Annotated in this window: 19 protein-coding genes and 1 pseudogene; 11 read left to right on the top strand and 9 right to left on the bottom strand. The window is 51.4% G+C overall.

Going from position 1 to position 21,205, the window contains the following annotated elements; all coding sequences use genetic code 11:
- Positions 1 to 387 precede the first annotated feature (387 nt).
- Positions 388 to 576 (bottom strand): annotated as a pseudogene (locus tag ACIDEJ_RS09090) (transposase); the annotation flags it as partial.
- A 59-nt stretch (positions 577 to 635) separates the two neighbouring features.
- Here ACIDEJ_RS09090 and ACIDEJ_RS09085 point away from each other — a divergent pair.
- Positions 636 to 1,847 (top strand): IS256 family transposase, encoded by a 1,212-nt coding sequence (locus ACIDEJ_RS09085; RefSeq protein WP_411987752.1) that lies wholly within the window; start codon positions 636 to 638, stop codon positions 1,845 to 1,847.
- Here ACIDEJ_RS09085 and ACIDEJ_RS15245 read toward each other — a convergent pair.
- From ACIDEJ_RS15245 to ACIDEJ_RS09060, 5 genes are all read right to left on the bottom strand, one after another.
- On the bottom strand, positions 1,749 to 2,087 hold the full coding sequence (locus tag ACIDEJ_RS15245; protein ID WP_459382714.1) for a VPA1267 family protein: 339 nt from the start codon (positions 2,085 to 2,087) through the stop codon (positions 1,749 to 1,751). The genes ACIDEJ_RS09085 and ACIDEJ_RS15245 overlap by 99 nt on opposite strands.
- The gene (gene gmtX / locus ACIDEJ_RS09075; RefSeq protein ID WP_411987751.1) at positions 2,087 to 2,764 is read right to left on the bottom strand and encodes a gamma-mobile-trio protein GmtX; all 678 of its coding nucleotides are present in this window, start codon (positions 2,762 to 2,764) and stop codon (positions 2,087 to 2,089) included. Before gmtX ends, ACIDEJ_RS15245 begins: the two co-directional genes overlap by 1 nt.
- Positions 2,764 to 5,451, bottom strand: coding sequence for a gamma-mobile-trio integrase GmtZ (gmtZ, locus tag ACIDEJ_RS09070; RefSeq protein ID WP_411987750.1), 2,688 nt, complete (start codon positions 5,449 to 5,451; stop codon positions 2,764 to 2,766). Before gmtZ ends, gmtX begins: the two co-directional genes overlap by 1 nt.
- Positions 5,451 to 6,908, bottom strand: coding sequence for a gamma-mobile-trio recombinase GmtY (gmtY, locus tag ACIDEJ_RS09065; protein WP_411987749.1), 1,458 nt, complete (start codon positions 6,906 to 6,908; stop codon positions 5,451 to 5,453). The genes gmtZ and gmtY overlap by 1 nt, the downstream gene beginning before the upstream one ends.
- Positions 6,909 to 7,082: 174 nt before the next feature.
- Entirely contained in the window at positions 7,083 to 7,595 is a 513-nt protein-coding gene (locus ACIDEJ_RS09060) for a GGDEF domain-containing protein (protein ID WP_411987748.1), read from the bottom strand.
- Between the two features lie 80 nt (positions 7,596 to 7,675).
- On the opposite strand from ACIDEJ_RS09060, the gene ACIDEJ_RS09055 reads away from it, so the two are divergent.
- The 10 genes from ACIDEJ_RS09055 (at position 7,676) to ACIDEJ_RS09010 (ending at position 18,737) form a co-directional block, all read left to right on the top strand.
- Complete coding sequence (locus tag ACIDEJ_RS09055; RefSeq protein ID WP_411987747.1) at positions 7,676 to 9,508, top strand: DUF885 domain-containing protein; 1,833 nt, start codon at positions 7,676 to 7,678, stop codon at positions 9,506 to 9,508.
- A 68-nt stretch (positions 9,509 to 9,576) separates the two neighbouring features.
- Positions 9,577 to 10,134 carry a GNAT family N-acetyltransferase gene (locus ACIDEJ_RS09050; protein ID WP_411987746.1) on the top strand — a complete coding sequence of 186 codons (558 nt, stop codon included), beginning with the start codon at positions 9,577 to 9,579 and terminating at the stop codon, positions 10,132 to 10,134.
- A gap of 57 nt (positions 10,135 to 10,191) precedes the next feature.
- A complete protein-coding gene (locus ACIDEJ_RS09045; protein ID WP_411987745.1) occupies positions 10,192 to 10,422 on the top strand; it encodes an RNA-binding S4 domain-containing protein in 231 nt (76 codons plus the stop codon).
- A gap of 12 nt (positions 10,423 to 10,434) precedes the next feature.
- On the top strand, positions 10,435 to 10,818 hold the full coding sequence (locus ACIDEJ_RS09040; RefSeq protein WP_411987744.1) for a ribonuclease E inhibitor RraB: 384 nt from the start codon (positions 10,435 to 10,437) through the stop codon (positions 10,816 to 10,818).
- A gap of 131 nt (positions 10,819 to 10,949) precedes the next feature.
- A complete protein-coding gene (locus ACIDEJ_RS09035) occupies positions 10,950 to 11,726 on the top strand; it encodes a TSUP family transporter (RefSeq protein WP_411987743.1) in 777 nt (258 codons plus the stop codon).
- A 26-nt stretch (positions 11,727 to 11,752) separates the two neighbouring features.
- Complete coding sequence (locus tag ACIDEJ_RS09030) at positions 11,753 to 12,886, top strand: exonuclease SbcCD subunit D (RefSeq protein ID WP_411987742.1); 1,134 nt, start codon at positions 11,753 to 11,755, stop codon at positions 12,884 to 12,886.
- A complete protein-coding gene (locus tag ACIDEJ_RS09025) occupies positions 12,883 to 15,957 on the top strand; it encodes an AAA family ATPase (protein ID WP_411987741.1) in 3,075 nt (1,024 codons plus the stop codon). Before ACIDEJ_RS09030 ends, ACIDEJ_RS09025 begins: the two co-directional genes overlap by 4 nt.
- A gap of 143 nt (positions 15,958 to 16,100) precedes the next feature.
- Positions 16,101 to 17,387, top strand: coding sequence for a peptidoglycan DD-metalloendopeptidase family protein (locus tag ACIDEJ_RS09020; protein WP_411987740.1), 1,287 nt, complete (start codon positions 16,101 to 16,103; stop codon positions 17,385 to 17,387).
- A 122-nt stretch (positions 17,388 to 17,509) separates the two neighbouring features.
- On the top strand, positions 17,510 to 18,358 hold the full coding sequence (locus tag ACIDEJ_RS09015; protein WP_411987739.1) for a TPR end-of-group domain-containing protein: 849 nt from the start codon (positions 17,510 to 17,512) through the stop codon (positions 18,356 to 18,358).
- A 58-nt stretch (positions 18,359 to 18,416) separates the two neighbouring features.
- Positions 18,417 to 18,737, top strand: a complete 321-nt coding sequence (locus tag ACIDEJ_RS09010; protein WP_411987738.1) for a hypothetical protein — start codon at positions 18,417 to 18,419, stop codon at positions 18,735 to 18,737.
- A 13-nt stretch (positions 18,738 to 18,750) separates the two neighbouring features.
- Here ACIDEJ_RS09010 and ACIDEJ_RS09005 read toward each other — a convergent pair whose 3' ends face one another.
- From ACIDEJ_RS09005 to ACIDEJ_RS08995, 3 genes are read right to left on the bottom strand one after another with little or no spacing between them, the layout of a single operon-like run.
- Positions 18,751 to 19,281: a M48 metallopeptidase family protein gene (locus ACIDEJ_RS09005; RefSeq protein WP_411987760.1), complete on the bottom strand. Its 531-nt coding sequence runs from the start codon at positions 19,279 to 19,281 to the stop codon at positions 18,751 to 18,753.
- On the bottom strand, positions 19,278 to 19,715 hold the full coding sequence (locus tag ACIDEJ_RS09000) for a DUF3010 family protein (protein WP_411987737.1): 438 nt from the start codon (positions 19,713 to 19,715) through the stop codon (positions 19,278 to 19,280). The genes ACIDEJ_RS09005 and ACIDEJ_RS09000 overlap by 4 nt, the downstream gene beginning before the upstream one ends.
- A 35-nt stretch (positions 19,716 to 19,750) precedes the next feature.
- Entirely contained in the window at positions 19,751 to 21,097 is a 1,347-nt protein-coding gene (locus ACIDEJ_RS08995; protein WP_411987736.1) for a DEAD/DEAH box helicase, read from the bottom strand.
- Between the last annotated feature and the right edge of the window lie 108 nt (positions 21,098 to 21,205).

Genomic DNA, 21,205 nt, shown 5'->3' with positions numbered 1-21,205 from the left:
ATGATGCGCCACCGTTTCTGCATCGCTGATAGTGGTGTCGGCAAAGACGTCAAAAGTAGCTAACAGCAGCTGTGACAAAATCATCAAGGCGGCAATAACCACTTTGATGTTGCTATGGGAGCACGACGATGTTCTCAATAGCTAATGTCCACGGTGTGAAGATATGGGCGTACGATAACAAAATCGGAATGATAATTACAACCTATAAAGTGTAATAGCCCCCAATTAAAACGGACACTCATTAGTTAAGCGATAGGCTTAGGGAAACTGCGAACAAGTCCTGCAATTTAGGTATCGCCTGATTTTTGAACGCTAACTGTTCAATTTTCGCCAATATACTGCCGTTTCAGGCCGAATTTCGACCTAATTCCGGGCTATTCCCGGATTTCAGGCAGATCTTGGCTGTCGTCGTAACATCTGGTCTACTTTAAACAGGTTCGCCAAGGTGAATAGCATGGCTAACTGTGAGTCATTTTTCGTTAGCCCTTTATAGCGTGCTTTGATAAAGCCGAACTGACATTTGATGATCCGGAACGGGTGTTCTGCCTTCGCCCGAATACTGGCTTTTAAATACTGAGAGTGTAAAAAAATCTGTGTAAGTGGCATTCTTCTCATGAACTTTAAAGGAATGACGAATGCCAATATCAGACCAGCTTATCGATCAGTTATTAGCTGACTACCAATCCCCTGAAGACTTGCTTGGTGAGCAAGGTATCTTGAAGCAGTTGACCAAAAAGCTTGCCGAACGTGCGCTTGAAGCCGAGATGGAGCAGCATCTTGGTTATGCCAAACATGATGCCGCCGGTAAAAACAGCGGCAACTCCCGTAACGGTAAAAGCCGAAAATCAGTTCGCAGTATTCACGGCGACATTGAGCTTGAAACACCGCGTGACCGCAATGGCAGCTTTGAGCCTAAGCTCATCCAGAAAGGCGAGAAACAGCTCGGTGGCTTTGATGAGCGTATTGTCTCGCTGTATGCCAGAGGTATGTCTACCCGAGATATCCAGGCCCACTTTGAAGAAACCTATGGCATTGACGTCTCGCCGACCTTTATTTCTCAGGTCACTAATGCCGTACTGGACGAGGTTAAAGCCTGGCAGCAGCGGCCGTTAGCCCCGGTATACCCGATAGTGTATCTGGACTGTTTAGTGGTGCGCAGCCGCGATTCCGGCAGCATCCAAAACAAATCCGTTTATCTGGCCCTTGGCGTGAACACCGATGGTGAGAAGGAGCTACTGGGCTTATGGATAGCACAGACCGAAGGTGCTAAGTTCTGGCTGTCAGTGATGAACGAGCTGAAAAACCGCGGTGTGGAAGATATCTTGATTGCCTGTGTCGATGGCCTCAAAGGTTTCCCGGATGCCATCGAGGCGGTTTATCCTAAAACGCAGGTACAACTGTGCATCGTGCATCAAATCCGCAATAGCCTGCGCTTCGTTAGCTGGAAAGAGCGTAAAGCCGTCGCGGCAGACCTTAAAACCATTTATGGTGCGGCCACGTTGCAACAGGCTGAGCAGGCATTAGCGCAATTTGCCGAAACGTGGGATAACCAGCATCCTAGCATCAGCAAATCGTGGCGCGACAATTGGACAAGGCTTAACGTGTTCTTCGACTACCCGCCGGAGATACGCAAAGTCATTTATACCACCAACGCCATCGAATCACTCAATGCCAGCCTGCGTCAGATCACCAAGACTAGAAGGTCATTCCCAAGTGATGATGCGGTGCTGAAGTTGCTGTATCTGGCTTTACACCAGATTGCTAAAAAGTGGACAATGCCACTGCGAGATTGGAAGCCTGCTATGACGCAGTTTATGATCATGTACGGTGACCGTGTATCGTTGTGATAAACAGCCATTTACACAGAAAATTTTATAGTCTCGCTCATCTTCTAAGGCTTTGAGTGCATTTTTGAGGGCAGGATTTTGGTTTAACGCTGATTTTCCACAACCGATACCCTTTGCCACTTCAATACGATTAAGCTGACCTCTGAATACGATTTGTTTAAAGTCATCGTCCGTTTGTGTGGCTTTCCAGACCTCAAATGCATCAAGGTTTTGTTGCGCTTTCTGTTGCCCACTTGCCATCAATCATCTACCTCACCCAATAGCTTGCGAAGCCCTGTGACAAAGCCTCTTGGGAATACTTCGCTGTTGTATTCCATGTCTTTTACCTGACCTGCCTGAGTATATTGCCAGTCGTTCTTTTCCATGCATTCGTCAGAAATGGCATACGCTAAGGCTTTTTTCTCTGATTCGGTGAGTACACCTGATAGGGATGGCAGTACTTCCACGCTTGGCTCTGCGGTGGTGTCAAACTGGCGCACAGGGCGTTTGTCGATGGTAATATTGGCGTGTTGCTTGAGCAAATTAACCTCTTTGCGGTAACGGTTACGCTCGGCAATGATTTGACCAAACAAGGCGCGTACCGCAGGGTCTGGGATGCGCTCTAACAGTTTATTATCCGCAGGGATGGATTTAGACCGTGAGGTGTTCGATAGCGGTTTTTTGATACTGGTATTGTACTTTGCCGCCCATGCTTCGATGAGTGTTCGGTAGTGCTTGTTACGGGTTGCACGCAAAGCCTCATACGCCAATCCGCCATTTTCGGCAGAAACTCGCCCAATTTGCGTAATGGAGAAGTCGCGCTGACCTGATTCCGCATAGGCTTTCAGCGTGTCGTTGAGTTTATCGAGGTTTTGCTGCGTGCGAGGTACTTTGCCATCTTTTAAGTCAGCCAGAATGACACCAATATCAAGTTCCATTAGTCCTCCAATAAGTTCGGTAGTGCTATGCCATCTAGATTAATGGCTTTATCAGTCAGTGCATGAATACCCTGAGTGAACAGCTTGTTATCAGTCAGGTATTCACCCGCTTCGATGTAGCTCGCCACTTTGCGGAAGCCTTCGAGCTTGTCGTCAGGGTCAGCGATTTTTGCCATATGACGCAGCATGGCATTGGCAGCGATGAGTTGTTGTTTGTCGTCCATTTCCATGAAAATTGGTTCAAAGCCTTTTTTCATCAGCACACGGCTAAGTTGCATTGAACGCTTTTGAATCACAGGGGTTTTGCGCAGTTCGTCCTGCAAATCAGGGTAGAATTCGGCATCGTCACAAAGCAGTGATAGATGCAGCAACTCTGAGTCGGTTTCAATAAACTTCAGGGCATGACTCACATCTTGCTCAGAGCCAACTGCAATCAGTTTATCTTTGGTGTCATCGTCATTTCTGGCTTCTTCGACACGCATGATTTTGTTGATAACCTCAAAGCACGCAATCCAATCTTTTGCGTATTCATCGGCTTCGACTTGCTGTTTTTCCCAGCGTCGCTGTAGGACTTGTAGTTCATCATGCTTGATAAACGCTTTGCCTTGCTCTTCACAGAAGAACTGCTCGTCTTTCAACGCTTCCAGTTCACCCTCGATTTCCATAGATAGGTTAGCGGCTTGATGCGCTTTGTAACTCAGTTGATTGAACTGGGCATTGAGTGGCTTAAGATAATAAGCTTCAGTAATAAACCAGCGGCAGCGAGGACAGTTTTCAGGACCATGTGGCACGCTACCATAAATACGATTTGCGACGACTTTTGAATCTTGAATCAGCTCACCACCGTTCCAACAACCGCCAAGAGTGCTGACTTCATCCGATTTGACGGTGTTACCACCAACCAAACACAGACCACACGAACGTTCTTCCCAACCAATCGGATTACGATTGACCAGTGCCGCCTGAATGCTGTCCTCACTGTGATACACCATCTTGCATTGGATTTGCTCCATCGAGGCGTCTTTGAGGAAGTTGCGCACCGATTGTTTGGATTTCGCGTCTAGCTCTTCATGCGCCTCGTCCATTTTTTCTGCCATCACAGACGGTGTAATCTTGTTGTAGTAGATGGTCATCAACAGGCGCGTATGTCCCGCCAGTAATTTAGAAATCACAGGTAATGGCAATCGCGTGTCCATCGTATACGCCGTGATGAGTGAGACACGCAAACTGTGCAGAGGAAAGAGTGTGGCAGTCTTATTGCCTTCCTTGGTTTCCTCTGGATAATCCACAACTAGTTTTAAGCGCTCGCCGTTATCAAGTGTATTTCCTTGATCTGCCAGTTGGTTTTCTAGCGTCAATAGGAGTTGATACCAGAAAGTTGGAATTCCACTAAACACTATTGGCTTATGCTTATCTTCGCCTTTTTCTGATGCATCACGAAACAGAAACGCAATCTCGCCCATGCTTTCTAGCTGCGTATTCGATTTCTTATCATGAGTGTGCTTGTTCAGCAGTGTGGTGCAATCGGTGGGCTTTGCAATCGGGTTGTATTTTTCTTGCCAATTACGCAGTTTTTCTAGCCAATATAGCACTTCCTCGTTTTGCCAAGGGATGATGTAACCACGCTCTAGTTCGTTTTTGTTCTGGTCAGCGGTCTTGTTGGTGTTTATATACAAGCCTGTAGAATACAGTCCTGTCATGGTGTCGTGAATGCGGCGGAAGATACCTTTACCGAACGGGCGTTTTTCACTACCAAGTGCAAAATCATGCTTGGTATTCACTACCCATTGACCTTGGTCATAACGCCATGTATCCGCTTCACCACTGTCGAGCATCCGCACCTGATAGGTACGTAGAGGCAGATGGAGCTTCATGAAAATAACCATCGCTTTGACGGGCGACCAAAGTTGGTGAACGGTTATTTTCTTGTTCCCATCACCTTTAATATAGCGAGTCACTTCTTTGCTGCGCCACACGCAATCAGGGTCGGATTTATCAATCAGCTCAGGCTCCACTTCAAACCAATCACCATTACTGCGACCTACATTTGTTTGACCTGTCTGCTGCTGCGCCCATGTCCAGTGCTTGAAGTGGCGATAGTGATAGGCAGGCAGCAGGGTTTCACCCTCTTTAAGATTTTGCTCAATGACGGTCAGTTCAACTTTGTCAGGCAGTGGACAAAGGATTTGGCGCAAATCCTGAATGTAGCGATACGGCAAAGGGTTACGCACAGTTTCGGTAGCGGAGTTTTGTCTTTTGATTTTGTTGATCGGATTTTGAAACAGCGGCACTAGATAGCCATTGTCATCTTCTTCCGAGAATATTTTTTCAATAACAAAATCGATGAAATTACATGGATAATTCACGCCCTTTTGGAGCGTAGCAGGGTCGTTTAGTGTAGTTTCAAGCAGTGCTGTCAACTCCTCACCAGAGCATTGATGCCCTTGGTAGCCCTTAAAAAACAAATCTATATTGCCAATGGCATAGGGTGCATATTCAGCAACATAGGACTCAAAGAAGGTGCTTAACGCCTTCCGCTTGTGCTGAACGCCAGATTTTTGTGTCGCCATCCACTCTGCTGCCAGTTCCTGCCATTGCTGCCATTCCGCACCGTACGTGGTAATCATCCAAGAGAAGGTTAAATCCGATGAACGTCCGTCCTGTTTTTTGCCTTTAACTCGCGCCATTATTTACCTCTCAATTTGGGATGTTTACCAGTGAAATAACCCTGCGGGTCGATGTCATCAAAACCATATTCTGCGAGTGTTTTCCAATCCAATGCTTTGACTTTGGAGTTAGGGTTTGCCAGTTGCAGTGTGGCTTGGGTCAGTTCATCAGAGATTTCCTGCTGACCTTTGCCTGTGTAGGGGATTTGTGAATCTAAAGACTTATGGTGCATACAGCGTCGAATCACCAACGGGTTCAATCCAGAGCGTTCTAATCGTCTACCGTAATTATGACGATGCCCGTGAGGGTCTTTACCTTCAGCCTTGCTTGGTTCTAAACCTATGCGCCTCAAGCCGTTGGCGTAGTTATCATGGAAAGCGTTGATGGTGTAAGGGTTGCCTAACGCGCTGTGATGAAACGAAATAAACGCATAAGGATGGTGACAGTCGATGCTGACGCGGTACTTTTGATAGTTTTTCCAAAGTGACATAAACACTTTGCCATAGTCGGTGGGAAACCACTGAACCTGTATGTAGTTGTCTTTATGGTCAGCCACACGGTTCTTCCAACCAAGATGCGCGGTGCCTTTCATACGCTGGCGAGGGATACGCGCATACTTTTCTTTTAAGTACGTCTCTCTATTTTGATTTTTAGAACGAACTTCAGGGTCATTTGGCGCTTTGCCATCGACTTCATTGTAAATTCGAACAATTGCACTATCTGGGTTATAGGGGTCTTCAAACACATCTGTCACCCAAAGTGTTAAAGCTTCACTTTCGCGTAACCCACCACCGTGCATGAGCAGGAGTATTAATTTGTCCCTGAGTGCCACGCGTGGATCGCTCGCTCCACCGATGCCATTCATATAAAAATCTTCCCAATGCTTTTCAGGAAAGGCGATAGCATCATCTTCGGTTTTGGTGAGTGGTGTGCGCCCCTTAATAGTTCGTGCCTTACGGATGGTTTTATTGACGGTCTTATCTTCAATATGACCAAGGAAGTCATTTTGGTTTTTTCGATACCATGCGGCGTAGTTCAATCGCTGCTCATGAGGGGTGGCATCACGCAAGGGGTTCATTGACACAGTGCTTTGCTTGTCTGCCAACCAGTCGGTAAATGCCGTCAGTCGGTGAATATGTTTATTCACGTTACTGGTTGAGCTTGGCACCCAATACAAACCAGAGGGGTCAAGTCCATCCTCACCAATCGTTCCTGTGTACAACCGCTTAGAAAAGGTCTGGAAAAGCAACTTCGGATGGTCAAACATCCCTCTATTGGCTTCCATGTAATCCAGCAACAAGGACACTGCTTGAAGAAATCCATTCATGACGGAGTTACTCACACCGTCCGCCTCTAGCTTGAGTAGGTAGTCCGTGACCGTCCTTAACTCTCCTTGCTCAGTTAGCAAGATAGGCAGTTGGCTTTTAATTCCTGTGTTGTCTTCGACAATCGTCGCTCTGACTTTTACTGATGACAAACCAACCTTCCGTGTACACATTAAACATACAATACACTATATTCCTATATAGCGCCTCGGTCAATAAAAAGGCAGATTTCTCTACCTTAATACACAATATACACCTTTTAAGTTACTATATATAACGTAAGGGGCTTTTTTTATGGGCGTGCCGCACTTGTACTGAAGCTGGATTTATTGAATAGTAACGGGGATTTTTTTGTCGGCAGCCAGTTTATATTCACCCGTGGCACAGCTGCTTTCTACCTGTTTAAACATCTCTTCCGGTTTTTTATCGGCAGAAGGGCGGCATAAACAGGCTGCCATGTGGTAATCCAGTGCCACGCCATGATGTTGTTGATATTCAGCTGAAAATGCCTGCAGCTGGCTTGTGACTCGGTCAATCACCGTGTGGGTACCGGTTTCATCCACATTGAAAAGGCCAATGGCAAAGCACTGCTGATTGATTCTGGCGAGTATATCGGTGGCCCTTAGCAAAGAAGACTGCACCCTGCCGGCAAAAAAATCCAATAGATGGGGATGGTTGACCATGCCGGGCACTAATGGAAATAAATACACCAGCGCCAGACTTTGCTGTTCCCGTAAATGCCGATACCATTCCCGGTGAAATACTTCCATGAAATATGTTTGGTTGTAGACGCCGGTTTCCGGATCCCGAAAACCGGAGTTGCTGAATGAATAGATCATGGATAATGGCTCATTAAGGGCTATTGGCAAAGTATAGTGAAGCTGGCACATTTGGGAGCAGCCTTGGGAGAATTAACAGAATGAAACGTGGTTTTTTGTTATCAACGGTCATGATTTCCGTATTGGGCATGACGGCCTGCAGCTATCAAGCGGGAAGCGGCAGTAACGTGCCAGATGCCGGCATGCAGGCTCAAGCGCAAAATCCTGAGCAACAGTATCAGGCCATTGCCGAGGGTTATTTCAAGGATTATCTGCAGCTTGAGCCGTTATACGCCACGTTTGTGGGGGTTAACCGGTATAATGCTGAATTTGATACCAACTTGACGGATGAGTACCGTCAGGCCCGCCATCGCCTTAACCAGCACTATCTGGCTGAGGTTCAAGCGTTGGATCGCCAGGCGTTATCGCCGCAATTGCAGCTGAGTTACGACATGTTTGTTTATGACCGGCAAATGGCGCTTGCGGGCGACAGGTTTCCGGATTATTTAATGCCGATAACGCAGTTTTACAGCACGGTGATTACCATGGTGCAGCTGGGCAGTGCTGAAAGTGCCCAACCCTTTAATACCCTCGAAGATTACGCCAATTGGCAGCAGCGGGTCAGCGGATTCGTGCAATGGTTAACCCTGGCCAAACAGCGTATGGATGAAGGGATTGCGGCCCATGTGGTACTGCCCAAAGTGCTGGTGGAGCGCATTATTCCCCAATTGGATGCGCAGTTGGTGGCCGAACCGCAAGAGAGTATTTTCTTTGCCCCGGTAAAACAGTTCCCGGCCTCCTTTTCCAAGGCGGAGCAGGCCAGCATTACGGCTGCTTATCGGCGCATGATAAGTGAGGAGTTATTACCGGCATTTCGCTCCTTGCGGGATTATTTCCACGATGTGTATCTGCCGGCCGCCCGTAACAGCACGGGTTTTTGGGATTTGCCCGACGGCCAAGCCTGGTATCAGCATCTGGCCAACTACCACACCACCACCACCATGCCGGTGGCGGAAATCCATCAGATGGGGTTACAGGAAGTCGCTAGGATTTTGGGCGAAATGGACCGGGTGCGCCGTCAGGTGGGATTCCAGGGTGATTTAAAGGCTTTTTTTGCTGCCCTGTCATCAGAACCCCAGTACTTTTTCAAGACGCCAGATGCATTAATCGAGGCCTATGGCGACGTAAAACAGCGGATCAATGCCGTATTGCCCCGGTATTTCCATGTCATGCCCAAAGCTGATTATGTGGTGAAACCGGTAGAAGCTTTCCGGCAGCAATCCGCGGCTGGCGCCTCCTATGAGGCGCCGGCTGTGGACGGCTCCCGTCCGGGGATTTTTTACGTGAACACGTTCAATCTCAAGGCCCAGCCCAAATGGGGCATGACCACTTTGTCGCTGCATGAAGCCTCACCGGGTCATCATTTCCAGATTTCCATCAAGCAGGAGCTGCAAGGGATCCCGGAGTTTCAGCGCTTTGGCAGCTATACCGCGTTTGAAGAGGGATGGGCGCTGTATGCCGAATACTTGGGTATCGAAATGGGATTGTTCCAGGACCCTTACCAGTATTTTGGCAAACTGTCTGATGAGATGCTGCGGGCCATGCGGCTGGTGGTCGATACCGGCATGCATGCCAAAGGCTGGAGCCGCGAACGGGCCATTCAGTATATGAAAGACAATTCGCCACTGGCTGAGAGCGATATTATCGCCGAGGTGGAACGTTACATGGCCATTCCTGGGCAGGCGCTGTCTTACAAAGTGGGGCAACTCAAGATACTGGAGCTGCGACACAAGGCTGAGCAGGCGCTGGACGATGGTTTTGACTTGAAGGCTTTCCATGATGAGGTGTTGACCTCGGGTTCCTTGCCCATGGCGGTGCTTGAGGCAAAAATCAACCGCTGGATTGCCAGCCAGCAAAAGCCTAATGTATTGTAAAAGTTAATATTTGCCGTTTGGCATAGCGCGGCCATGCATGTGCATGGCCGTTTTTATGGAGGCATGTTGTGTCATCACATGAGTCCCTTTGCGGTGAGCGCATTCACTTACGCTGGATAACATCGCAGGATTGGCCGGTGTTTCTTCAGATAAATCAAGATGTACAGGTAAATCGTTATATCCGGGAAGTTGAGCCACAGAGCGTTATTGCCGCAAGATTCGCCCTATGTACTCAAGGCCCTGGCTTGGCTGAAGGCGAGTGGCAGGCGCTGGTGATAGAATCTTTGCACGGGGATTTTATCGGGCTTATCGGTCTGTGTCTTACTGATGATGTGCTGCAACAATGGGAATTGGGCTATCTGCTGATGGGCCATCAGCAAGGCAAGGGCTATGCCACCGAAGCCATGAGGCTGATACTGCCATGGCTTATGGCCACCCAGCAAGTGCATAAAGTGGTGGCGCGTTGCGTGCTGCCCAATGTTGCCTCGGCCCGTGTGCTGCAAAAATGCGGCTTTCAGCAGGAAGGGGTGTTACGGCAGCATTGTCAGCTCCGTGGCGAGTGGCAGGATGAATGTTATTTCGGTCTGCTGGCCGAAGATTACCGAATTGCTGTCCAATCGTGGTGACGGCCTGCACCGGCGGTTGCTATAATCTCCCCAGTTTTTCTGATTAGGCAACCTTAAGTGTCACACGTATCTGAATTTTCCCTGAGGCCGGATGAAGCCTTCATTGAACTTTACAAACTGCTCAAGGCCGAAGGCTTGAGCGGCGATGGCGCTGAAGCCAAGCATGTTATTGCTGAAGGTTTGGTCAGTGTTAATGGTGAAGTTGAAACCCGTAAACGTAAAAAACTGCTGGCAGGCGATCTGGTGTCCTATCAAGGGCAACAGGTCAAAGTGGTTGCGGCTGTTTAAGAGAGGATATCAATGCAATTCCCTGATGATGATAATGGCCAGATGCTGCAGGCCATGCAGGACGCCGGAATGGATCTGTCCCAAGCGCTGGTGGTGGATTTTTTCCTGGTGTTTGCTGAGCAACGCGATGCGGAATCGGCCCTGGAAGATTTAACCGCTGCCGCTGAACATGAAGTTGAACTGAACTTCAATGAAGATATCGACAAGTGGGAAATCACGGCGTCAGTCAAAATGGTGCCGGGTTACGATGCCATTGTGGCCAAGGAAACGGCCCTTAATGATTTTGCCATGCAGTTTGATGGCATGACAGACGGTTGGGGCGTGATGCAACATCAAGACGGTGATGAATTTGCCGGAGATGATGAGCATGAGTGTGACGAACACTGCCACTATTAATCTCGTCTGATGCCTGTTATGAGAAGCCACCCCTTGGGTGGCTTTTGACATCACACCCGGCCTTTTTGTGTTTATCGCTTGCGCAAAACCGCCTGCACTTTTTTACTTGCCTGAAACCTTAACGACTGAAAATGGAAATTGAATTCACTTTACAACTAGCACTCATTTTATTCACGGTGGCACTGGTGGCCGGCTTCATTGACGCCATTGCCGGTGGCGGCGGCCTGATCACCATTCCCACCTTGATGTGGGTGGGGTTGTCGCCAGCGGCCGCATTGGCCACCAATAAATTGCAGGCCTGTGGCGGCAGCTTTTTTGCCAGCGTGTATTTTGTGCGCAAGGGAATGGTCAAGCTCGGTCAAATGAAGTTGTCCATCGTGTGCGCCCTGTGCGGCGCGGCGGTGGGCACCATCCTGGTGCAGATGGTAGATGCCGGGGTGCTGAAGCTGTTATTGCCGTTTTTGATCCTTGCCATTGGCTGCTATTTCTTGTTTGCGAAAAACCTGACGGAAGGTGACCGTGCCAGAGTGCTGCAGCCTACAGCCTTTGCCTTTACGGTAGCGCTGGGGGTGGGGATTTATGACGGCTTTTTTGGCCCAGGCACCGGCAGCTTTTTTGCCCTGGGCTGTGTGACGCTGGCGGGGTTTGGTTTGGCAAAGGCCACAGCTCATGCCAAAGTGCTTAATTTTGCCACCAATATCTCATCGCTGTTATTTTTCGCATTAGGTGGCAAAGTCGTTTGGTTATTGGGGCTGGTGATGTTGGCGGGGCAAGCGGTAGGCGCCACGCTGGGCTCCCGGCTGGTGGTCACCAAAGGGACCAAAATCATCCGTCCCCTGGTGGTGACCATGTCACTGGCCATGAGCCTTAAATTGTTGGCCGAACAATATCATTGGGACTTCTTTTAATCACCGCGCAATGACAGGGACGGCTGATGAAATTTCTGCATACTTCTGATTGGCATCTGGGGCGGCAACTGCATAACGAGCCGTTGCTGGACGAGCAGGCGCACATGCTGGCGCAAATTCGCGACTTGGCCGTTACACATCAGGTGGATGCCTTGGTGGTGGCGGGGGATATTTATGATCGTGCCATTCCCGCCGCGGCAACGGTGGCGCTGCTGAATAATTTCCTGGATGATTTCATCGGCCAATTGCATATTCCGGTATTGCTGATTGCCGGCAATCACGATAGCCATGAACGGCTGGGATTTGGCGCCTCGCAAATGGCGCAGAGCGGCCTTTACATCAGCGGCCCGCTGCAGCCTCAGATTCAAGGGCTGCGCATCAAGGACTGCTGGTTTTATCCCATCCCTTATGCAGAGCCTGCAATGGTGCGGCATCTGTTGCAGGATGACAGCATCAGCAGTCATCAACAGGCCATGGAGAAGCTGCTGCAGCAAGTGAGCGCCCATGACAGCCAAGGATTGCCCAAAGTGGTGGTGGCACATTGCTTTCTGGACGGTGGCAGTGAGTCGGAATCCGAGCGGCCGCTGAGCATAGGTGGGGCAGACAGGATTGACCCCGGCTTGTTTGAGCCATTCGATTACACCGCCTTGGGGCATCTCCATGGCCCCCAATATCGGGGCAGTGAGCATGTCCGCTATTCCGGCTCACCCCTCAAATACTCTTTCAGTGAAGTTCGGCAAAAAAAATCGGTCACCCTGGTGGAACTGCACCCGGGCCAAAGCGCCAAAGTGAGCCTGTTACCCATCACACCCAAGCATGATGTCCGGATTATCGAAGGGTTTTTGGAAGCATTGCTGCAACAGGCGGATAATGACCCCGCCACCGATGACTACCTGATGGTGCGTCTTAGCGATACTCAGGCATTACTGGATCCCATGGGGCGTCTTCGCAGCCGTTATCCCAATGTGTTGCATCTGGAACGTACCGGATTGATGGCCCGTCAGCGCCAGGACAATTCAGGCCGTGAGCGCATTAAAAAAGGGGAGTTGGAGATGTTCGGCGACTTTTTCAGTCAGGTGGCCGGGGAGCCCATGAATCAAGCCCAGCAGCAGGCCATCACCACGCTGATAGAAACATTGCACAAAGGAGAGCTGCAATGAAACCCCTGACGCTGACGCTGGCCGCTTTTGGCCCTTTTGCCGATACCCAGCAGATTGACTTTACCGCCTTGGGCGATAATCCGTTGTTTTTGATAAATGGCCCTACGGGTGCGGGGAAAACCAGCATTCTCGACGCCATCTGCTTTGCCCTTTACGGTAAAACCACCGGTAACGAGCGCGAAGGCAGTCAGATGCGTTGTGATTATGCTGATGACGAGCTGCTCACTCAGGTGCAGTTTACCTTTGAGCTGGGACAGCGGCGCTACCGCATTCGCCGGGTACCGGAGCAGATGCGGGCCAAAAGTCGGGGCGAGGGCTTTACGCCACAAAAAAGCGAGGCCCAATTGTGGCGCATCCATGCCGATGGCCGCGAAGAGCTGCTGGTGGCCAATAAGGTCACTGACGCTACCGCCATGGTGCAAGACCTTACCGGACTGGATGTGGATCAGTTTAGGCAGGTGATGGTGTTACCCCAGGGTAAATTTCGGGAATTGTTACTGGCCGACTCCAAAGAGCGGGAGAAAATTTTCAGCCAGCTGTTTCAAACCCACATTTACAGCCGTATTGAAGAGCGCTTGAAACAGCAGGCACTGGAGATTAAAGCCAATGCCCGGGACATGCAGCAGCGCCAACAGGGCATTTTGGAAACCGCTGGGGTGGAAACTCCCGAAGCCCTTGAGCAAGGCATCATCGCCCTCAGTGCGCCATATGAAGCGGCCACCAAGGCAAAACAACAGGCGCAACATGGCAAAGAACAGGCATTGACCGCACTGGAAGCGGCTAAAGCGCTGGCCTTGGAGTTTGATGCCTGTGAGCGGTTGCAACAGCAAAAAGCGGCTTTAAGTCACCAAGCGCCCCAACAGCAGTTGCTGCAGCAGCAACTATCGCAAGCCCGGAGGGCGGAAAAACTCAACCCAGCGGTTATGCAGCTGCAACAACGCCAACAGGAGTTAACCCAGGCCCAGCAGGCATTGCACAAGGCAGAGCTGCAACATGATCAGGCCAAGGTACATCTGCAACAGGCATCGGCAGCGCAGGCGCAGTTACCCCAAATGGAGCAGCAACAGCAGCAAGGGCAGCTGCAGTTGCAACAATTGCAGCAGTTGCAACCTTTACTGGCGGAGCTGGAACGGCAGCAACAACAACTGCACAAGCAGCAACAGCAGCTTGGCACCGCACAGCAACAAGCGCAGCACCAGCGCCAGGCATTGACCGAACAGCAACAGCAACGGCTGGCACTGCAAGCCACCATCCGCCAGTTAGCAACACATGCCGCCAGCGTGAGCGGGCTACAGCAACAGCAATTTGCGCTCAGCCGCCAGCAGGAGCAATGGCAGCAACGGGATGCGCTGACAGCGCAACAGCAACAGCTGCAACAGGCCCTTGAGCGTGCCCAAAGCGCGGGCTTGCAGGCTAAACAGCAAAAACAGCAGGCAGAAACGCACTATAAGGAGTTGCAACTGCGTTGGCATCAGGGCCAGGCTGCCATTCTGGCCCGAGAGCTGCAACCACAGCAGCCGTGTCCGGTATGTGGCAGCTGTCAGCATCCTGATCCAGCCAAAAGCGAAGTATCCCTTCCGAGCAGTGAACAGCTGGAGCAGGCGCAGCAGCAACTGGAACAGGCACGTAGCGCTTATGATGATCTGCGCAGCGAATACAAAAGCCTGCGGGACAGATTGCAGCCGCTGCAACAGCAACTGCATGAGCAGCAACAACTGCTGGCCGAGTGCCCGTGGCAAAGCCTGGCCGAGTTGCAGGCTGCGCAGCAGCGTAATCAACAGGCACTGGAAGCGGCGCTCCATGCCACCACGGAACATGAAGCGCAGCAGCAGCGCCTGGCCCAATCAGAGCTGGCGTTGCAACAGCTGCAGCAGCAACTGGACGCATGCCAGCTGCAAACCTCCACTCTGTCGGCCGCACTGGGTACCACCCAAGGCATTCTCAGCGAGCAGCAGCGGCAATTGCCCCCGGCATTGCAAGCACTGGCACCGGCGGCAGCCGTAAAGCAAGTGCAGCAGCAACAAACCCAGCAGCAACAGGTGCTGGCCGAACTTACCGCCAAAATGGCCCAGGTGCAGCAGCATTATCAGCAAGCCGGCACCGCGGCGACGCAAGCAGACAGCGAATTGCAATACTGCCAGCAGCAACTGACCCAAGCCATTGAGCGCCAGCAACAGGCCAAAAGCCAATTGCAAGCGCAACTGCAGGCAGCGGAGTTTGCCAGCCTTGAAGCGTTGGCGCAGGCAACCCGCGATGGCCATGCCATGACGACCATGGAGCAGCAACTGCGGGACTGGGATAAACAGTGGGATCAGCTGACCGGTCAGTTGGATGCCTTGCAGCAAAAACTGCAGGCGCAGGTAAAACCCGAGCTTGGCCAGCTGCAAGCCGCCCTTGATGGCAAACAGCAACAATGGCAGCAGGCAGAGGCCCAGTGGCAGCAGCTGCATACGCAAATGGCCAATCTCAAGCAGGCTGCCGCCAAGCTGGCACAAGAAGCCAAGGCCTTGCAGGCACTGGATGGACAATACGCCGTGGTGGGCACATTGGCGGATGTGGCCAATGGCAACAACCAAAGCAAATTGAGCCTGCAACGCTTTGTGTTGAGCGTATTGCTTGATGACGTGTTGCTGCAAGCCAGTGACCGTTTGTCGCTGATGAGTAAAGGCCGTTACCGGTTATTGCGTAAAGAGGAGCGTGCCAAGGGTAACAAGGCTTCCGGACTGGAGCTGGAAGTGGAAGATGCCTATAGCTCCAGGGTGCGGCCGGTGGCCACCTTGAGCGGCGGCGAAAGTTTCATGGCGGCCTTGGCGTTGGCGCTGGGGTTATCCAATGTGGTGCAGGCTTATGCCGGTGGGATCCGGCTCGATACCCTGTTTATTGACGAAGGGTTTGGCAGTCTGGATCAGGACTCCCTGGAACTGGCAATCCGCACATTAACCGATTTGCAGGCCGGTGGCCGCACGATTGGGGTCATCTCCCATGTGTCGGAAATGAAAGAGCAGATGAGCGCCCGCATCGACATCCACAAACAGCAACGCGGCAGTACCATTCAGGTGGTCATTCCATAAGATGCACGCCTGAATCCGCTAATTTTGTACCGAATGTGACAGGTTTGGCATGTAATGCTTGTGTCCGGGCTTTTTTTTGATATAACGTTGACGTTTCCCTAATTTTTCAGGGGTTTTATCGGCAGTTGTACGGGAGAAGACGGGTGCAAACAGAGAAAATGTCATGGTTGAGCGTGAATCCTATGATGCGTTTGCAAGCGCTGCCGACCATTCACAAATCCTTATTGTGTGCCAGCGTGCTGCTGATTGGCGCCGCTGTTTTGTGGCCCAGCAGCCAGCAGTTCAGTCCGCAACGGGTTCCTTTGCAACTGGATGTGGACAGTATCCTAAGCCAGCCTGTCACCACGGTGATGGCACCTGCCATCATGGCGCCTTCCTTTGTACAGACCATTGCCCCCGGCGACACCCTTAGCGCGCTGTTTTCCCGTGCCGGGGTGGATCAGCAAACCATGTACAAAGTGCTGGAAGCGGATTTGGATGTGCTGGCGCTTGACACCCTCATGCCCGGTAACCGCATCAGTTTCTGGCTGGATGATCAGGGAAACCTGAGCAAACTGGAGTTGCATTTCAACGCCGCCCGGCAGGTGGTCTTCAGCCGCTATCCGGAAGGGGGCTATGAAGTCAAGGAAATCAACCTGCCCGGCGATTGGCAGGATCGCATCATCAGTGGCAGCATTCATGGCTCTTTTTACCGTTCTGCCGAAAAAGTGGGCTTAAGTGCTGCCGAAATCCAGCGCATTGAAATGTTGTTGAAAGACAAACTGAATTTTGCCCGAGATTTGCGCGCCGGTGACAGTTTTTCCGTGTTGTTGAACGATCAGTTCGTGGCGGGTGAGTCCACCGGCGTCAGCCGTATCTTGGGCGTCAGCCTCAATATGGGCCGTCATCACGTTACCGCGTTCCAGAACAGCGATGGCAACTTCTATGATGAAAACGGCCAGAGTCTGGTTCGGGCCTTCCAGCGTTTGCCATTATTGAAAAAATACCGTATCAGCTCGGCCTTTAACCGTCATCGTCATCACCCGGTGACCGGGCGCACCTCACCCCATAACGGTACGGATTTCGCCACCCCCGTCGGCACCAAAGTGGTCACAACCGGTGACGGCGTGGTTACCCGGGTGACCAATCACCCTTATGCCGGCAAGTACGTCGTGATTGAACATGACAGCAAATATACCACCCGTTACCTGCACCTCTCCAAAGCGCTAGTGCATAAAGGGCAGCGTGTCAGCCGCGGGCAGGTGATTGCCTTGTCAGGGGCCACCGGCAGAATTACCGGCCCGCACCTGCATTACGAGTTTCATATCAACGGGCATCCGGTAAATCCCATGACCGCCAAAATCCCCATGGCAGGTCACTTGTCAGCGCAAGACAAACGCACCTTTGAAAAACTGGTGGCCATGCGCAAACGGGTCATGAACCTGGGGTAAGTGCACACCGGGGATACAAGGGCTGCCATTGGCGGCCCTTGTTACTTTCAGCCCCGGGATTTGTCAGGCACAACAAGGATTTGTTAGTCTGAGGTGATTGTGGACACATCACCGGAGGTTGCATGCGCCTGGCACTCTTACTGCTACTGTTATTGATACCCTGGCAGGGAATGGCGGCGGAGGCGCCTTCATCCTATGCCAAGCAAAGCCTTTACGATAAACCGCTGATGGAGCGTTACGTGCTCGATGAGCTCAAATCCCTGCGACAGGATCAGCAGTCATTGGAACAGCGCGTCATTCGTCAGATCACCGACCGGGAGCTGGCCGTGGCGGACAAATCCATGAATTACGCCAATGTCACCGTGACCTACTTCTTTTACCTGATTGCGGCTGCCGCTTCGCTCATTGCACTGGTTGGCTGGCAGTCATTGCGGGACATTCGGGTGAATACCCAGCGCATGGCTAACCAGAAGCTGGATGATATTGCTGAACGCTATGAGAAGAAGTTTCAGGAGATGGAACGGGAGTTGAAACGAAAATCCCGCATTATCAGTGAAAACAACAAAGAAATTGAGCGTATTAACGAAATTCATAACCTGTGGATCCGGGCGCAGCATTCACCGACACCGGAACAGAAAATCGATATTTACAATGAAATCCTCAAAATCCGCCCGGGGGATTTGGAAGCCCTGACCTATATGGCGGATGCCGCCATGGAAATGGATGAATACCACTGGGCACTGAGCATTTGCAATCGGGTACTGGAAGTGGACCCGCAAAATGCCAATGCACTGTATCAGCGGGCCTGTGCTTATAGCCGTCTGGGGGCAGAGGATCAGGCGATTTCCGATCTTACCCTGGCCATTGAACATAGCGCTTCATTATCGGAAGCCGCCAAGGACGAGAAGGATTTTGCCACGTTACACGGGGATAGCCGATTTGACAAAATCATTGCGGATGAAGCTAAATAGGCGGGCAGTTGCTGTTGCAATGTTTTCAGGAATGCAGGAATAACACAGGAGCGTGACCGTGTATAAGGTATTTGAGTTCACCTTGGGAAATCATCAGGTAAAAATCATGAATCACTGGCGTCAGGGTGCCAAGTTGTATATTGACGGGGAATGTCGCGATCAGGACTCAACGTTTTATGCCAATGGTAAACGGGCACTGCTTGGGGCCAATCTTGGCGAGCTTGGCCGGTTGGAAATCCATCCGCTCTCAACATTCATGTCGGTGGAAATGGATGGGTTTCTTGTGGACGGTCATGGAAAAACCCGGCAGGTGTACAGTTCACACAAGCGTTTAAGTTTAAAGGAAAAAAGATTACAAAGCGCAACGGTTGCCCGGTAATGGGGATATAAGGCTACGTTGCCTGCGGCCTGAGGGTCTCTTTATAAGGGTCACTGCCGGCATCGGCCAACAGCAGGTAGACCCGTAATTCAAATTCCAGTTGGTGATAATCCGGCGCCATGTGACAGCACAATTGGTAAAAGGCTTTGTTGTGCTGTTTTTCTTTCAGATGGGCCAGTTCATGGATCACCAGCATGCGTAAAAATGCTTCTGGTACTCGTTTCAGGCGGGAGGAAATCTGGATTTCATTTTTGCTTTTGAGGCGGTTACCCTGACGCCTTGGCACATAGCTGTGCAGCCCCAGCGCTTGATGGCTCAGGGTTATCTTGTCATCAAAACACACTTTGGCTAACGGGAGCGATTGGCGCAGATAGCGGCTTTTGAGCGCCATGGTGAAATCATACAACGCCCGGTCGGAGCGGATTTGGTGGGTCTTTGGATGGCGGCTTAGCAGCCAGGCGGATAACCGGCCCTGTTGCTGCAGCGCCGCAACCTGGGCGCGTACAGCATCACTGTAATGGGCCAGATAATCAATGCCCATCAGTCTTTGGCAAAACGTTTCTGGGTTAAATAGGCATAAGCGGCTTCAAACGCCGGTTGCTGGAATTTGCGCAGCTCCAGCACGGCAAAATCCACCAACGGCGGGTTGCGTTTATTCTGGGCACGGATGGCTTGGGGCGTGATCATCACCACCGGCGTATTACCCAACTGTATGGCGCTTTCCAGCTTGAAGCTGCTGGCACTGCCGGCTTGTTTGCCTTTGTATTCCCGGGCAATGACGGCCACTTCATCCACGTGGTAGTCTTCCAGCAGTTTATGGAAGGCAAAGTGAAATTCGCGGATGGCTTCCTGGCCTTCATGATCACTCAGGGTAAACGAGTGTCGGCGGCACTCGGGCACGTTGTAACTGTCGCCCTTGTAACTCACCATGCAGATTACCGCTTCGCTACCTTTTAACTCAACACCACAAACTCGCATAAATATCCTTGCATCCAGTAACGGCCATTGCCGTTTCATTCTTCAGATTCTTGATTGTCCGGCATTGCTGCCGGCGCAGGTTTACGGCGGATGGGGGCATCTCCCGCATCAACCGCAGTGAGAAAACGTTTATCCCGGGAGGGCGCCTTGCCTGGTTTTTTCGACGCTTTTTTCACCTGGGTGGCAGCTTTGGCACGAGGCTTAGGTTGCGACCAGATTTTGGGCGGGCGCAGCCCTGTAAACTTGGGTGCCAGTCCTTCCACTACCGTGCGGGGCAGTGACTGGCCCAAAAACGCTTCAATCCGAAGATAGGCTTCCCAGTCTTTAGGCCCCACCAGAGAGATGGCATCGCCTTTGGCACCAGCGCGGCCGGTACGGCCAATGCGGTGCACGTATTCTTCGGCGAATTTGGGCATGTCAAAGTTGATCACCAGCGACACATTAAGTAAATCCAGCCCCCTTGAGGCCACATCGGTGGTCACCAGGATTTGCTGCTGCCCGCGGCTGAATTGGTCCATTATCTGGTTGCGTGCGCTTTGTTTCAGGTCGCCGCTCAGTGCCAGTGCACTGTAACCTTGTTGCGTAAGCTTGGTGGCCAGCCGTTCAGTATCATCCCGGGTAGCGGTGAAAATAATCACCTGTTTGTGGGTTTCCTGTTGCAGCAGAGCTTGCAACAGTGCTTCTTTATGATCCAGATGATCACATAGATATACCCGCTGGCAGATGTCCTGATGAAGCTCGTGGCTGGAGCCGATGGCCACATGTTCCGGTTTGTTCAGCAACTCGGCGGCCAGTTCATGAATGTGTTCATGATCCAGTGTGGCCGAAAACATCAGGGTTTGACGGCGGCGGTGATCCGCTGCCCGATGAATGATGCGCAACTGGGCGGCAAAACCTAAATCCAGCATGCGATCCGCTTCATCCAAAATCAGCAGCTCCAGCCCGTTAAGGTAGAGGTGGCGTTGCAATAGGTGATCGGCAATTCGCCCGGGGGTTGCCACAATGAAATGGGGATTGCGCGCCAGGGCTTTGGCCTGATCGTTAAAGTTCTCCCCCCCCAGAATGCTGACGGCCTTGTATTGGGTGTTGGCCACCAGTAACCGCAGCTGACTGTATACCTGATTGGCCAGCTCCCGGGTGGGCAGCAAAATCAGCACTCTTGGGTCCTGTTTGCTGAGGGCTCGGGTGGACATCAGCCTTTGCAATGCCGGCAGTAAAAACGCCAGGGTTTTACCGGAGCCGGTTTTGGATGACGCCATCAGATCCCGTCCGGCCAAGGCAACGGGAATCGCACTGGCCTGGATTTCGGTAGGCTGGGTTATCCCAAGATGGTTCAGGGATTGCAGCAGGCGTTTATCCAACGAAAAATCGGAAAATTGCAAAGGTTGTCTCCATAAAATTCAGCGGGGGCATATTATAGCGATTTTTATGGTGTTGGGCAGTTTTACTGTCGTGATAACCGAGATTTTTCTTGGTCAGCCCCTAGGGCA

Origin of the sequence: Shewanella mytili (assembly GCF_046765975.1) — a bacterium.
In the GTDB taxonomy this organism is placed as follows: Bacteria; Pseudomonadota; Gammaproteobacteria; order Enterobacterales; family Shewanellaceae; genus Shewanella; species Shewanella mytili.
The sequence above is the reverse complement of the archived record's forward strand: the minus strand, read 5'-3'. Positions and strand labels throughout refer to the sequence as shown.

What these genes read in the sequence shown, in the direction of transcription:
- gmtX (WP_411987751.1), bottom strand. Translation starts at nt 2,764, where the DNA reads ATGGAACTTGATATTGGTGTCATTCTGGCTGACTTAAAAGATGGCAAA.
- ACIDEJ_RS09060 (WP_411987748.1), bottom strand. Translation starts at nt 7,595, where the DNA reads ATGATCTATTCATTCAGCAACTCCGGTTTTCGGGATCCGGAAACCGGC.
- ACIDEJ_RS09030 (WP_411987742.1), top strand. Translation starts at nt 11,753, where the DNA reads ATGAAATTTCTGCATACTTCTGATTGGCATCTGGGGCGGCAACTGCAT.
- ACIDEJ_RS09015 (WP_411987739.1), top strand. Translation starts at nt 17,510, where the DNA reads ATGCGCCTGGCACTCTTACTGCTACTGTTATTGATACCCTGGCAGGGA.
- ACIDEJ_RS09040 (WP_411987744.1), top strand. Translation starts at nt 10,435, where the DNA reads ATGCAATTCCCTGATGATGATAATGGCCAGATGCTGCAGGCCATGCAG.
- ACIDEJ_RS09085 (WP_411987752.1), top strand. Translation starts at nt 636, where the DNA reads ATGCCAATATCAGACCAGCTTATCGATCAGTTATTAGCTGACTACCAA.
- ACIDEJ_RS09055 (WP_411987747.1), top strand. Translation starts at nt 7,676, where the DNA reads ATGAAACGTGGTTTTTTGTTATCAACGGTCATGATTTCCGTATTGGGC.
- ACIDEJ_RS09035 (WP_411987743.1), top strand. Translation starts at nt 10,950, where the DNA reads ATGGAAATTGAATTCACTTTACAACTAGCACTCATTTTATTCACGGTG.
- ACIDEJ_RS09000 (WP_411987737.1), bottom strand. Translation starts at nt 19,715, where the DNA reads ATGCGAGTTTGTGGTGTTGAGTTAAAAGGTAGCGAAGCGGTAATCTGC.
- ACIDEJ_RS09025 (WP_411987741.1), top strand. Translation starts at nt 12,883, where the DNA reads ATGAAACCCCTGACGCTGACGCTGGCCGCTTTTGGCCCTTTTGCCGAT.
- gmtZ (WP_411987750.1), bottom strand. Translation starts at nt 5,451, where the DNA reads ATGGCGCGAGTTAAAGGCAAAAAACAGGACGGACGTTCATCGGATTTA.
- ACIDEJ_RS15245 (WP_459382714.1), bottom strand. Translation starts at nt 2,087, where the DNA reads ATGGCAAGTGGGCAACAGAAAGCGCAACAAAACCTTGATGCATTTGAG.